The sequence below is a fragment of the Mycolicibacter sp. MU0102 genome, from assembly GCF_963378105.1.
GTDB lineage: Bacteria > Actinomycetota > Actinomycetes > Mycobacteriales > Mycobacteriaceae > Mycobacterium > Mycobacterium holstebronense.
Window position 1 is genome coordinate 1,456,426 of record NZ_OY726398.1, and the last position, 13,623, is coordinate 1,470,048.

Consider the following 13,623-nt stretch of genomic DNA (forward strand, 5'->3'; position numbering starts at 1 on the left):
CAAATGACACGTTTGTGTCCCGTGAAGATAAGCGGAATGGGCTGGCGATCCCTAGTGTCGATCACAGGACGACACGGAAGCCGCTGGGAGTTCGCAGCCCAGCCGGCCCCGACAGCCGGCAAGGCGGCTCCGTGGCGTTCTGAGAACGGAATTCACGCAATCCCGGCATTCGATGCGAAGGGAGATCTCAGTGGCACACGCCGTCCGTTTCTATGAAGCCGGTGGCCCGGAGGTCATGCGGTGGGAAGCGGTCGACGTCGGCGCCCCCGGGACGGGGGAAGTTCGGGTCCGGCACGAGGCGGTCGGGTTGAATTTCGCCGACACCTACTTCCGCACCGGGCTGTACCCGGCGCCATTGCCAGCAGGTATGGGGGTTGAGGGAGCTGGCGTCATCGAGGCGGTCGGCCCCGACGTGGTGGGCTTTTCCGAAGGCGACCGAGTCACTTACACCGGTAGTCCACTCGGGGCCTACAGCACCGAGCGCGTCATGCCGGCCGGGTCGTTGATCAAGTTGCCCGAGGGCATCGCCTTCGACACCGCCGCGGCGATGACGATGCGCGGTCTGACCAGCGCGTACCTGCTGCGGCGCATACATCCCTTGGCTCCTGGCGACACTGTGCTGTTGCATGCGGCGGCCGGCGGAGTGGGGCTGATCTTCTGCCAGTGGGCAAAGCTGCTTGGAATCAACGTGATTGGAACGGTGTCATCCGATCTCAAGGCGGAGATGGCTCGAGCGCATGGATGCGGCGAGGTCATCGTCTACTCGCGGGAAGATGTCGCGGCCAGGGTCCGCGAACTTACCGACGGTAAGGGTGTCTCGGTCGTTTACGACAGTGTCGGCGCGCGGACATACGAGTCGTCGCTGAACTCTCTGTCGCGCCGCGGACTCTTGGTGTGTTTCGGAACTGCCTCCGGGCCCATTCCGCCAATCGACGCCATGCAGCTTGCCGCGAAGGGTTCATTGTTCGTCACCCGGCCGGCACTGGCCGACTACATCGCCGAACCGGCCGAGCGCGCCGAACTCGCCGCTGAACTGTTCGGCCACGTCGCGGCCGGGGGGATCCGAATCGAGATCAACCAGCGATACGAACTCACCGACTGCGTCCAGGCGCACCGGGATCTTGAGGCCGGCCGCAGTGTCGGGTCCTCGGTGTTCTCACTCTGAGAGGCAGGGAACAAATGACCGCTACCGGTATCGGTCGATCCATCGCGACAACGCCGCGGCCAAGGATCAAAGCCCAGCCGCTGACGTGCAGCATCGGCGCGGAACTATTCGACGTGAACCTCGGCGAGGTATCCCGCGATGACGTGCTGTTCGCCGAGCTGAAATCGCTGTTGCTGCAACACAAGGTTGTGTTCCTGCGCGATCAGAACATGACCAGAGCCGAACATGTCGCACTGGCCGAGCGATTCGGGCCGCTGGAAGACCATCCGGTGATGGCCAGCGACCCGGAACATCCGGCGCTGGTGCGCATTTACAAGGATCTGGACAGCCCCGCTGAGCACTACGAGAACGCCTACCATTGCGACGCCACCTGGCGAGAGCATCCGCCGATGGGCGCCGTGCTGCGGTGCGTGGAAGGCCCAGAGGTTGGCGGGGACACCATCTGGGTCAACATGGCGTTGGCCTACGAGCGGCTGCCGGAGGCGGTCAAGAGCCAGATCGACGGACTGTGGGCTCGCCACAGCATCGAGGCCACTTTCGGTGGGCGGCTTGCCATCGACGACCGTCACCGGCTCAAGGACCGGTTTCCTGACCCCGAGCATCCGGTGGTGCGCACCCACCCGGAAACCGGCGAGAAGATCCTGTTCGTCAATGCCTTCACCACGCACTTGGTGAACTACCACAACCCCGACAACGTCCGCTGCGGCATCGACTACGCGCCCGGTGCGGCCAACCTGCTGAGCTACCTGATCAGCCAGGCCACCATCCCCGAATACCAGGTGCGGTGGCGGTGGACGAAGAACAGTGTGGCGATCTGGGACAACCGCTCGACGCAGCATTATGCCGTTCAGGATTACTGGCCGTCCGTTCGAAAGATGGAGCGCGCCAGCATCATCGGCGATCGACCGTTCTGACGGCGCGTCACGTAAATCGCTGCGGAAACCTAAAAGGGAGTCAGGCAATGCATTTTCACGACGATTCGCTCCTCCCGGAGTGTCAGGAGAAGCTGGTCATCACGTGTGCGCCCTACGGGCCGGAGTGGGAGTTGGATGACTTTCGCGACGATCTTCCGCTGAGCATGGCGGAGCACGTCCAGAAGGCCGTCGACTGCTATGAGGCCGGTGCCAGTGTGCTGCATATCCACGTGCGCGAGCTCGACGGCAGGGGGAGCAAGCGGCTGTCGAAGTTCAACGAGCTGCTCGCCGTGCTGCGCGACGCTGTTCCGGACATGATCTTGCAGGTGGGCGGATCGATTTCGTTCGCGCCCGAGGGAACGGGTGCGGCAGCTCAGTGGCTCTCCGACGACACTCGGCACCTGCTGGCCGAACTTGATCCGGCACCGGACCAGGTAACAATCGCGATCAACACCAGCCAGATGAACATCATGGAGCTCATGACCGCGGGCGACATCGCCGGAACCTCGATGGAGCGTCCGGAAGTCGCTGCCGCATATCGGGAGATGGTCGTGCCGGCCGGCCCCGAGTGGGTCGCCGAGCACCTGCGCCGCTTGCAGAAGGCCGGTATTCAACCGCATTTCCAGCTGTCCAGCATTCCGCAGCTCGAGACGGTCGAACGGCTCATCCGCCGTGGTGTCTACACCGGTCCGCTGAACCTGACATGGGTGGGAATCGGCGGCGGATTCGACGGACCCAACCCGTACAACATCATGAACTTCATCCAGCGGGTTCCCGACGGCGCGTGCCTGACCTTGGAGACCGTGATGCGCAGGGTGTTGCCGGTCAACACCATGGCCATCGCCCTGGGTCTGCATGCCCGGTGTGGCAACGAGGACACGATCTGGGGCCGCCCGGGGGAGAAGATCACGTCGGTCCAACAGATTCGACAGCTGGTACGGGTTGCCGGCGAACTTGGACGCGATGTCGCGACGGGCAAGGAGGCCCGCGACATCTACAAGATCGGCACCGTCTATGCCGATGCGAACGAGACGCTGGCGAAGCTGGGATATGCCCCGAACCGCCAGCCCGGCGAGATCGGATTCACCCACCACCGATAGGCGTCAACGCGCTTCGGCTGCCGCCTCCAACGCGGCGATGTCGAGCTTGACCATCGTGTACATGGCCTGCTTCGCCCGTAGTACGCGCTCGGGGTCGGGATCGGTCATCAACTTTGGCAACTGTTGCGGGATGATCTGCCAAGACAATCCGTATCGGTCGGTGAGCCAGCCGCACTGGACTTCCTTGCCGCCGGCGCTCAACGCGTCCCAGTAGTGGTCGACCTCGGCCTGATCGACGCAGTAGACCTGGATCGAGATGGCCTCGTCCAAGGTGAAGTTGGGTCCGCCGTTGATCGCCGAGAACTGCCGCCCGTCGAGGTCGAACAACACTTCCAGCGGGCTGCCGTCACGCTCGGGGTTCTCCGCGCCCCAGTAGGAGATGTCGGTGACCTTCGAATTGGGAAAGATCGACACGTAATGCTCGGCGGCTTCCAGCGCCTGGGTGTCGAACCACAAACTCGTCCGGATGACCGGCATGCGCTGCTCCTTCTCGGTCGGCGGAAACGCGACCTCCGGGGTCAGACCGACAGATCGCGCCGCAGTTTCGCGACGTGTCCGGTGGCCCGCACGTTGTACTGGGCCTCGGCGATCTTTCCCTGCTCATCGACGACGAACGTCGAGCGAATGACGCCCTGCACGGTCTTGCCGTACATCTTCTTCTCGCCGTAGGCGCCCCAGGCCGCCAATACGGACCGGTCCGGGTCGGACAGCAGCGGGAACGTCAGTCCCTCGGTGTCGCGGAACTTGGCCAGTTTGGCCGGCTTGTCGGGGGAGATGCCGACGACGTCGAGGCCGGCGTCGTTGAAGTCACGCAGGTTGTCCCGGAAGTCGCAGGCCTGCTTGGTGCAGCCGGGGGTCGACGCGGCCGGGTAGAAGTAGACGACGACGCGTCGTCCCCGGTAGTCGGCCAGCGACACGGTGTTGCCGTCGGCGTCGGGAAGACTGAACGCGGGCGCTTCATCGCCGGGCGCCAAGCGTGCGGTGTCGGTCAACAATTGCCCCTTTCTGCTCGCCGGGGCATGAGACGAACCCCGGCTGCTCTAGGGTAGTTCGACAGGGGCAGCATCGGACAGGGAGGACGACAGTGGCGGAACGCGATCCCGACACGATCAAGAAGGACATCGATCAGGCCCGCGAGCAGCTGGCGTCGACGGTCGATATTCTCGCGGACCGGGCCAACCCCCGTCACCTGGCCGACCGCGCCAAGGCGCGGGCGGTCGAGATCGTGACCCAACCTGCGGTGATGGCGTCGCTGGCGGGTGTCGGCGGACTGATCCTCATCCTGGCGATTCGCCGAATCCGCAACCGCTGAGGTCCCCGCGCGTCGGCCGCGAAAATTGGGTCTGGTGGCGTGACGCTGCCGGGGCGAAGATATTGCGGTGCGCGCCCAACAGCCCCCGGCGCCGCGGCCTGACCCGATCGGCTACACGCTCAAGCGGCTGGTGCTGGGACGGCCGCTGGTCACCGGTGCGCTGCGCTCCGAGCGGTTGTCGAACCCGGTTGCGTTAGGCGTACTTTCACCCGACGCGATCTCCTCGAACGCCTACGGCGTCGAGGAGATCCTGATCGAGCTGCTGCCGTTCGCCGGCCTGGCAGCCTTCGCGCTGCTGCTGCCCATCACCGGCGTGGTCCTGCTGATCCTGGTACTGGTCACCGCCTCGTATCGCCAGGTGGTGATGACCTACACCCGCGCCGGCGGCTCCTACATCGTCTCGCGGGAGAACTTTGGGCCCCGGGTGGCGCAGGTCGCCGCCGCGGCGCTGCTGATCGACTATGTGGTGACCGTCGCGGTGCAATCCGCGGCCGGCACCGTCGCCGTCGTCTCGGCGATCCGCCCACTGGGGCCCTACAGCCTGGAGATCACCGTCGCAGTGGTGATCGTGATGTGTTACGCGAACCTGCGCGGTGTGCGAGAAGCCGGCCGCACCTTCGCGGTACCGACCTACTTCTTCATAGGCATGCTCGGGCTGATGATCATCGTCGGCGTAGTGCGCGAGATCTTTTGGGGCTTACCGGTTTACGACGCCGAGCACCTCCCCGGGGCGGTATCGGTGCATCAGGGCAATGGGCTGATCATGGGGGCGACGGTCCTTGTGGTGCTGCGCGCGTTCGCCAACGGCGGGTCATCGCTGACCGGTGTGGAGGCCATCTCCAACACCGTCAGCGTCTTCCAGAAACCGCAGGGCCTCAACGCGCGGCGGGTGCTCACCACGATGGCGTGCATTCTGGGCTTCCTGCTGGCCGGCGTCACCTACCTGGCCTACCGCACCCACACCCCGCCGTACGCGGTCGGATATCCCTCGGTGCTCTCCGAGGTGGCCCGGGCGGTGTTCGGCGGCGGTTGGCTGGGGCAGGTCTTCTACGTGCTGGTGCAGACGGCGACGGCATTGATCCTGTTCACCGGCGCGAACACCAGCTTCAACGGGTTCCCGATGCTGGCCAGCTTCGTTGCCGAAGACCGCTTCCTGCCCCGCCAGTTGACCAAGCGCGGGCATCGGCTGGTCTTTTCCAACGGGATCATCGTGCTCACCGTCTTGGCGGTGACTCTGCTGGTGGTCACCGGTGGTTCGGTCAACGCCTTGGTGCCGTTCTACGCGATCGGGGTGTTCACCGGATTCGCGATGGCCGGCTACGGCATAGCCAAACATCATGTGACGCATCGGGAATCGGGATGGCGGTACAAGCTCGTCATCAACTTCTCAGCGGGGCTGTTGTCCACCGTGGTGGTGGGGATCTTCGCGGTGGCGAAGTTCACCGAGGGGGCCTGGCTGGTCGTGGTCGTGTTCCCGTTGCTGGTGGTGGTGCTGATCCGGCTCAACCGGGAATACCGGGCCGAGGCTGCGATCCTGGAGCGATTCCGCACCGACCGGCCTGACTCCGTCAAATACGCCCGCCACCGGGTGATGGTCTTTGTGCATTCGTTGGATCTGGCGGTCCTAGAAGCCCTGCGTTACGGCAAAGGGCTCTACGCCGACGACCTGGTCGCTGTGCACCTGGTGGTCGACGCCGCTCATGCTGCGCAGCTGCAGCAGCGGTGGGAGTACTACGGCCTGGACACCCCACTGCGGGTGGTTGACTGCCCGGACCGTCGGCTGACGCGCACCGCCCAGCAACTGGTCGACACCGCGCGTGCCCAATATCCGGACTGCCACGTGACGGTGTTGCTGCCCCGGCGCACCTATGCGCCGCTGCTGGGTCGGCTGCTGCACGATCGCACCGCCGACAAGATCGCCAAGGCCGTGAGCGTGGTCCCCGACGCGGCGGCGACGATCGTGCCCTACGACGTGCAGTCGCGCGTGCGGCAGGCGTTTCCGGATCTGTTCGAGCAGCGGCTGGTGCGCAAGGTGGGGGAACTGCAGCAGTGGGTGGCGCGTCACGACCAGCAGGACGTGGACCGCTACGAGCATCCGGCGCCGCCACCGGACGCCATCGCGGTAGACGCCCTCATCGTCGGCCACCTGTCCACCGTGGAGGGGCGGGTCAACGAGGTCGACGACACCATCAGTCGCGGCAAGCCGGTGCGCATCGCGGTGGTCGGAGACGGCAGCGGAGAGCTGCGTGCGATATTCCACGCGGGACGAGGGACCGACATTGGCCCCGGTGATGTGGTTGCGCTCACCGGTAAGGCGCGACGGAACGGCAATGGGCCGGTATACATGTCGGACCCGAGCTACCGGATCGTCAAGGAGACCGAAGAGTCGACACCGTCGCGGTAGGACAAGTCGCAGTAAGACAAACGGCCGGGAGGGGCCCAGGGGCCCTCCCGGCCGTCGTTGCGTTCTACTTCTGCAGCAGCGACAGGCCTAGAAGCCCAAGGCGTCCCACAACCCGCCGTCCAGCAGGTCAGTACCGGCCGCCCCGAGGTCTGGCACCTCCACGGCGTTGACCGGCAGATCCGCGGTGCCCACGGTGAGGGCCTCGGCCGCGCGGGCGGGCCACTGGTTCAGCAGCAGGTCGAAGATGCCGCCTTCGGTGAGTATGCCCGTGAAGACGTCCTCGGTCTCCGGCACGATGTAACCGTTGAGCACGGTGTTCAGCACGTCAGCGGGCAGGCTGAACAGTGCCTCTAGGTCGCCGCCGGCTGCAGCGGTGATGTTCTCGGTCAGTTGGTACACGAGACCAATCATCGGCGACATCATTGCATCGCTGACCTGTTTGATGAAGGCCCAACCATCAAGGGGGCCAATGAATTCGTTGAGCAGGCTCGACTGGTTCATCATCTCGCGGGCGGGAATGGACAGCACCGGGCCGAGGGACTTGCCGATGTCCTCGATGCCGTACAGCGTCCAGATGTTGAGTTCGTTGAACGCCTCGAAGGGGTTTCCGGCGGCGAGGGCCTCACCCATGCGCTCCAGCAGCACCTCAAGACCCGGGTACTTCACATCTTGGCCCTCGACGCCGTAGATCATCTTCTCGAACGCCTCACCGATGCCCGCAAAGCCCGAGGTGATGAACCGTGGCTCCATGCCCGGGCGGGCGTCCAGCGGGACGTCTTCCATGCCGAGGATCAACTGGCCGTAATCACCCCAGTTGCTGGCGACCTGGCCCACTACATCGAAGATGTTGGCGTTGTTGAACAAGGCTTCCAGGTTCTCCGCTCCCCGCTCGAACACCGAAGACCAGCCGAAGAAGCCGTCGAAGCCGGCGGTCAGCTGGACAGCTTGGTGGCGCGCTTCTTGCAGGCCCGGTGCAACCGGATGAACGGCCACCAGGCCGGCGCCGGCCAACGCGATTCCGGCTGCCGTCAACCGGGCCGTGCGACCGGCCCTGAACCGGGTCGTGTCGTGATGTAGGGCGAACTCCACAGATGACTCCTTTAAATTTTTTCTGTGCGGTTCCCTAGGGTTAGGGAGCAGAAGCCTGCGATTTCAATAATAACAATTAGCATAGGGGAACCTAACCTAACCAGGCGAAGATTTGGTGAACAGTTGGTGACGTTGGCGGACATGCGGCAGCGCGGAGCTACCATCCCGGGCCCCGCGTGATGGGGGCCGCGCGGCCGATCGTCGCGGCTGCGTCGACCATCGCTCTGGTCCAGAGAATCAGAGAAGGGTTGCGGCCATCACGGGCCGGCTCTGCATGGCGGTGACAGCAGACCTGATCTTGGTCTGTTGATGGGAAAACGGATTCCGAACCGATCGCACACACCCGAGGGTGCAGCGGAATATCGAAATATCCTGCGAACTAAGTGCGCCGTCAGGGTTTCGAACCCCGGACCCGCTGATTAAGAGTCAGCTGCTCTACCAACTGAGCTAACGGCGCTGGGCGGTCAAGAACCGCGAAAGAGACAATAACAGGCGCCGCGCCGGGAGACGAAATCGCGACGTCAGAGCGCTCTTCCGGACGGCACAGCGGCAGTTTCGATTACCCACTAGACTGCCTCCGAGCAGCATCAGCACGGTCAGGTGGGAAAAGCATGGGGCAGGTTGGTTTGGCGGAACGCTGTCGGGGGTTCGGGTCCCGGGCAGCGGCATTGCTGATGGTTCCGGCCGCGGTAATGAGCTTGAGCGCGTGTGGCAATAACGCCGACGCCGAAGCGGCCAAGATCATCACCGACAAGGGCACTCCCTTCGCTGATCTGCTGATTCCCAAGGTCACTGCGTCGGTCACCGACAAGGCTGTCGGGGTTGCGGTGGACGCGCCGGTGACCGTGACGGCCGAGGACGGAGTGCTCGATTCGGTCACCATGGTCAATGAGTACGGCGCAATCGTCGACGGCAAGCTCAGTGCCGACGGGTTGACCTGGGCGACATCCGAGCAGCTCGGCTACAACAAGCGCTACACGGTCAACGCGAAGGCACTGGGCCTCGGTGGCGTGACCAGCCGGCAGATGACGTTTCAGACGCACTCACCGCAGAACCTGACCATGCCCTACGTCATGCCGCGCGACGGCGAGGTCGTCGGCGTCGGCCAACCGGTGGCGATTCGGTTCGACGAGAACATCGTTGACCGCGAGGCGGCCGAGAAAGCGATCACCATCACCACCGAGCCTCCGGTGACGGGCGCGTTCTACTGGCTGAACAATCGCGAGGTGCGCTGGCGGCCGCAGGCATTCTGGAAGCCCGGAACCAACGTCGACGTGCAGGTCAACACCTACGGGGTGGACCTGGGCAACGGGGTCTACGGGCAGGACAACGCGACCAGCCACTTCGTCATCGGCGACGAGGTGATCGCCACGGTCGACGACGACACCAAGTCGATGGTGGTGCGCATCAACGGCGAAGTGGCCAAGACCATGCCGGTCTCGATGGGCAAAGAAAGCACCCCGACCAACAACGGCACTTACATCGTCGGGGAGCGCTTCGCGCACATCGTCATGGACTCGTCGACCTACGGTGTTCCGGTCAACTCGCCCAACGGATATCGCACCGACGTGGACTGGGCCACCCAGATCTCCTACAGCGGCATCTTCGTGCACTCGGCCCCGTGGTCGGTGGGAGCCCAGGGTTACGCCAACACCAGCCATGGCTGCATCAACGTGAGCCCCAGCAACGCGCTGTGGTTCTACGACCACGTCAAACGCGGCGACGTGGTGCAGATCAACAACACCATCGGCTCGCTGCTGCCCGGCAATGAGGGCCTCGGCGACTGGAACGTGCCGTGGTCTCAGTGGCAGGCCGGCAACGCCAACGACCCAGTGCGCTAGGCGCTGTCAGGCTGGGGGCGGTCCGGCTTCCTCGCGCAGGTACTCCTCGCCGCCATTGGGGTAACCCCCGCCGAACGTGGTGATGTGCACGTGGTCGTAGTGGCCGTTGCCGCCACCGCTGGGCCCGGCCGGCGTGTAGTAGGTGCCACGCCAGATCGCGTCCTGCATGGCGAACCGACCGGCGTTCTGCCGGACGTACGCGACGATCTCGTCTCCCAACGCGATGCCCTCCGGGCTACCGGCGTTGGGAATCATCACGTCGATGGCCAGTCCGGACGGATGCCAGCGCTGACCATCGGGACGCACCCCGATCATGTCGTGAATCTGCGGGAACGCTTCGCTGATGCTGCGCGCGACGAGGATCGTCTTGACCTGCATGCCGCGCTCGTTGACGATCCCCGGCGGCAGGGCGTGCGGCGCCGGCATCGACCAATTGGTCACCAGATCGGGTACGGGCGGTCCCCAGTCCTGCGGCGGAGGCGGCAGGTCTTCAGGCGGCGGGGGTGGCCCGTCTTCGGGAGGTGGGGGAGGTGCGTCCTCCGGCGGCGGAGGCGGGAGGTCCTCTGGCGGCGGGGGTGGCCCGTCCTCAGGCGGTGGGGGAGGTGCGTCTTCTGGCGGTGGGGGTGGCGCGTCCTCGGGTGGCGGCGGCACATCGGCGGCGGCCGGAGGGGGTGGTTCGTCGTTGTTTCCCGGCTCGGCGCCGACGCCGCCAGCCAAGAACACGGCGGCCGGCAACAGAGTCGTCGCGGCCAGAACCGAGGATTTCATGCGCAGATCTACTAGTCCTTGCGTGAGCACGCAGGGCACCGTAACCAAAACGTTACCTCGACATCAACCCGGCGCGCGGAAAGGCGTGCCCCCAGTCGATGCCTCGCAGTCGGACAAACCCGGGTTTAGCGGCCGTCGGGCCAGGTCAGCTCGATGATGGGCGCCGGTAGCCTTGAACGTGATCCGCAGGTGTTCGCTAGCTCACTAAATCCCGAATACGGCGGCGATTGCTGACACCACATCGGCGAAATCAGTCGGGGTGGCGTCGGCCAGCGGCGTCAGGGCCGACCAGGGCTGGAACAGGTCGCTGATGGCGTTCTGGAAACCTTGCTGGGCGCCATCGACGAGTGCTTGCTGGACGGCAGACCAGTCCAGATCGGTCGGGAACAACCCGAGGGGCTCGGCCACATTCGCCGGTCCCGGAAACCAGCCATCGGTGATGCTGCCGTAGCCCAAATTGACCAGGATCCGCATATCGGGCTCGAGCAGGTCATAGAGCGGCTGCCCGATCACCGGCACGAGCAGTAGCGGCGACAGCAACGGCAGGGTCTGCGCCGGAATCATGTAGTAATTCGTCAAGCCCTCGCCGGTGAGATCCGCAGAGCCCGGCAGCAGCACCGCGTTGTTGATCTGATCGGCGTCGATGCTCAGATACTCCAGATGCTGGGTGAAGATGCCCATGAAGGCGTTGAGGTCGGACAGCAGGTTGAGCGGATAGCGGGGGAAGTCGGCGAAGCCGTCGTACTCGAAGTTGTAGATGTCGGTGGGGTACAGATTGTCGGGCGTCGTCGGGAACACCCCGAGGCCCGACCAGATTCCCCCGTTGGGGGCAACGGGATCGCCGACCAGCATGAAATGTACGAGGTCGCTGGGGACACCCTGGGCCTGCAACTGGTCCATGGTCAGCCCGGAGAATCCGGCGCTTTGCGAATATCCGAACACCACGACGGGATTCTCCGCACTGACCTGCCCGCCGGCGATCTGCTGCGCAATTGCGGCAGTCAAGATCTGTGCCCCTTCGATCCGCGACTCGGCCTTGTCGAAAAAGAGCCGTTCGGGCGTGGTCAGGATCTGCATGGTGCCGGTGAAGCCATGCGGCTGCAGGTAGAGCTCGTTAGCCAGGTCGGCGTAGCGCTGGCCCGGCGTCGGAATCCCGCTGGGGCCCAAGATCAAAGCGGTGCCACCCCCGAGCGGGGCGCCAGCGCTGTCGCTGCCGGTCAGCCGCACATGGGCCGTGCGTGGGTCATCAGCCGACGACATCGGCAGGACCGCGGTCAGCAGTCCCGCGGTGACGGCAGCGGCGGTCCCGAGAACTCGGTGCCGGCGGATGGGGATAGGTGCGGACCACATCGAGAGTTCCTCCCTGCAGAGCCAACGCGCTGCACCTCAACCCCGGGCGGCCCAGATAGCCGGTTCTCAATATCGAGGACGCGGAGGAGGGCGTCAATGCCGAATTCGAGCGGGCGGCCGGCCCGCGGGTCGTGCGCTGGGCCATGGGCGAATTCCTCTAAAACGCTGAGCATTGCCTGTGCGATTGCTAGGGTCGCCGGGCAGTCTCGCGCAAACTTCGACGAGGGAAATCCGATCGTGACAAAGGTGAAGCGGTTTCTGTCTGTTGCGACCGTCGCCGGCTTGGTTGCCGGAACAGGGGCGGTGGTCGGGGCACAGACTGGGATGTCCGCGATGACCGCCGACTGGATGCTTGCCGCCGAGCACGTGCTGCTGATCGGTACCGACGGCACCAACTTGGACAAGATCCTGGAGTACGCCTACAACCAGGACAGCGGCTTCAAAACCGCGATGGACCAAGGCATCACCGGAACCGCGAGCCTGACCAACCACACCACCTTTTCCGGCCCGTCATGGTCGACGATTCTGACCGGAGTGTGGGACGACAAGCACGGTGTGACCAACAACCTGTTCAGCCCCGAGCCATACAACTTGTGGCCGACGGTGTTCAACCTTCTCGAGTACTACAAGCCGGAGGTCAACACCACGGTGATCGCCGACTGGGACTACATCAACGACATCGCCGCCGCGGGCGGCTACCCGGTCGACAACAACATCTTCGTGCCCTTCGAGACCAACTGGGCCGACGCCGACGCGCTGGTCACCTCGCAGACCATCGCCCAGATCCTGGCGACCGCGGACAACCCCGACGACATCTCCAACTTCCTGTTCTCCTACCAAGTGCAAGTCGACGAGGCCGGGCATGCGTTCGGTGGCGGGTCGGCCGAATATGCCCAAGCCGTTGTGAACGTCGGCGCCAACATCCAGCAGATCCTGGCCGCGGTCGCGCAGGTCAAAGCGATCACCGGCGACGACTGGTCGATCATCATCACCACCGACCACGGCCACCAGCAGTCCCACGACATCTTGGGCCACGGCTTCCAATCGCCCAACGAGACATCGTCTTTCGTCATATTCGATCAAGCAGGCGATCACGCCACCGACGGCAGCCAAAACCTGAACTACTCCACGGTGGACATCACGCCCACCATCTTGTCGCTGTTCGGCGTCCCGCTGCGCTCGGACTTCGACGGTGTCTCGATGGCGAACGACCCCTCCATCTTGAACAGCATCGTCACACCCGCCGACCTCAAGCAGGCGCTGCAAGACGCGCTCGCGATGTACGGCTACCCCAATATCGGCAACGACATCGCACTGGCCATCCGCACGGTGATCACCTCCATTCCGTACGGGCTCAATCTGGTTGTCACCGAGATCGACAAGCTCCTGCAGTCGATCGTCGACCAGGACATCTTCCTGATCAGCGGACTGGCCCAATTCGCCCAACAGATCAACGATTTCGTGGGCGGTTTGGTGGTCGACACGAGCGTTGCACTGGCCCGAGGCGTTGCGTACCTGACCGGATCGGGAGTCATTGCGCCGACTGACGCGCCGCTACCGCTGCCGGGTGCCTCGGAGTTCTCTGACCCGTGGGGCCTGCTTTCTGGGGGCGACAACCTGTTCGCGCCTGAGCATTCGGTAGGGGAGCTCGAACTGCCCTGGCTGCTCGACGCCTGATAC

The 13,623-nt window shown here is 64.5% G+C and carries 12 protein-coding genes and 1 tRNA gene; 7 read left to right on the plus strand and 6 right to left on the minus strand.

Annotated elements, in window-relative coordinates; genetic code table 11:
• Positions 1-190: 190 nt before the first annotated feature.
• Genes RCP37_RS06825 through RCP37_RS06835 form a run of 3 tightly spaced genes read left to right on the plus strand, consistent with a single transcriptional unit; the run spans position 191 to position 3,179 of the window.
• Complete coding sequence (locus tag RCP37_RS06825; protein ID WP_308486172.1) at positions 191-1,165, plus strand: quinone oxidoreductase family protein; 975 nt, start codon at positions 191-193, stop codon at positions 1,163-1,165.
• Positions 1,166-1,179: 14 nt separating this feature from the next.
• Positions 1,180-2,079 carry a TauD/TfdA dioxygenase family protein gene (locus RCP37_RS06830; protein ID WP_308486173.1) on the plus strand — a complete coding sequence of 300 codons (900 nt, stop codon included), beginning with the start codon at positions 1,180-1,182 and terminating at the stop codon, positions 2,077-2,079.
• Between the two features lie 47 nt (positions 2,080-2,126).
• Positions 2,127-3,179: a beta-keto acid cleavage family enzyme gene (locus RCP37_RS06835; RefSeq protein WP_308486174.1), complete on the plus strand. Its 1,053-nt coding sequence runs from the start codon at positions 2,127-2,129 to the stop codon at positions 3,177-3,179.
• A gap of 3 nt (positions 3,180-3,182) precedes the next feature.
• Here the strand turns inward: RCP37_RS06835 and RCP37_RS06840 are convergent, their stop codons facing one another.
• Both RCP37_RS06840 and bcp read right to left on the minus strand, forming a co-directional pair.
• Positions 3,183-3,656 (minus strand): VOC family protein, encoded by a 474-nt coding sequence (locus RCP37_RS06840; RefSeq protein ID WP_308486175.1) that lies wholly within the window; start codon positions 3,654-3,656, stop codon positions 3,183-3,185.
• Between the two features lie 41 nt (positions 3,657-3,697).
• Positions 3,698-4,171, minus strand: a complete 474-nt coding sequence (gene bcp / locus RCP37_RS06845) for a thioredoxin-dependent thiol peroxidase (protein WP_064890412.1) — start codon at positions 4,169-4,171, stop codon at positions 3,698-3,700.
• A gap of 92 nt (positions 4,172-4,263) precedes the next feature.
• Between bcp and RCP37_RS06850 the strand changes: the two genes are divergently transcribed.
• Together RCP37_RS06850 and RCP37_RS06855 are read left to right on the plus strand one after the other, a co-directional pair.
• On the plus strand, positions 4,264-4,491 hold the full coding sequence (locus RCP37_RS06850; protein WP_308486176.1) for a DUF3618 domain-containing protein: 228 nt from the start codon (positions 4,264-4,266) through the stop codon (positions 4,489-4,491).
• 67 nt (positions 4,492-4,558) lie between these two features.
• Complete coding sequence (locus RCP37_RS06855) at positions 4,559-6,895, plus strand: APC family permease (protein WP_308486177.1); 2,337 nt, start codon at positions 4,559-4,561, stop codon at positions 6,893-6,895.
• 87 nt (positions 6,896-6,982) lie between these two features.
• Here the strand turns inward: RCP37_RS06855 and RCP37_RS06860 are convergent, their stop codons facing one another.
• Both RCP37_RS06860 and RCP37_RS06865 read right to left on the minus strand, forming a co-directional pair.
• Positions 6,983-7,984, minus strand: coding sequence for a hypothetical protein (locus tag RCP37_RS06860; protein WP_308486178.1), 1,002 nt, complete (start codon positions 7,982-7,984; stop codon positions 6,983-6,985).
• Between the two features lie 384 nt (positions 7,985-8,368).
• Positions 8,369-8,441, minus strand: a tRNA-Lys gene (locus RCP37_RS06865).
• Between the two features lie 235 nt (positions 8,442-8,676).
• Here RCP37_RS06865 and RCP37_RS06870 point away from each other — a divergent pair.
• Entirely contained in the window at positions 8,677-9,825 is a 1,149-nt protein-coding gene (locus RCP37_RS06870) for a L,D-transpeptidase (protein WP_373693117.1), read from the plus strand.
• 6 nt (positions 9,826-9,831) lie between these two features.
• On the opposite strand, the gene RCP37_RS06875 is transcribed toward RCP37_RS06870, so the two are convergent.
• Both RCP37_RS06875 and RCP37_RS06880 read right to left on the minus strand, forming a co-directional pair.
• Complete coding sequence (locus RCP37_RS06875) at positions 9,832-10,593, minus strand: VldE C-terminal domain-containing protein (RefSeq protein WP_308486180.1); 762 nt, start codon at positions 10,591-10,593, stop codon at positions 9,832-9,834.
• Positions 10,594-10,797: 204 nt separating this feature from the next.
• Positions 10,798-11,943 (minus strand): PE-PPE domain-containing protein, encoded by a 1,146-nt coding sequence (locus tag RCP37_RS06880; RefSeq protein ID WP_308486181.1) that lies wholly within the window; start codon positions 11,941-11,943, stop codon positions 10,798-10,800.
• 246 nt (positions 11,944-12,189) lie between these two features.
• On the opposite strand from RCP37_RS06880, the gene RCP37_RS06885 reads away from it, so the two are divergent.
• Positions 12,190-13,620 carry an alkaline phosphatase family protein gene (locus tag RCP37_RS06885; RefSeq protein ID WP_308486182.1) on the plus strand — a complete coding sequence of 477 codons (1,431 nt, stop codon included), beginning with the start codon at positions 12,190-12,192 and terminating at the stop codon, positions 13,618-13,620.
• The last annotated feature ends 3 nt before the right edge of the window (positions 13,621-13,623 follow it).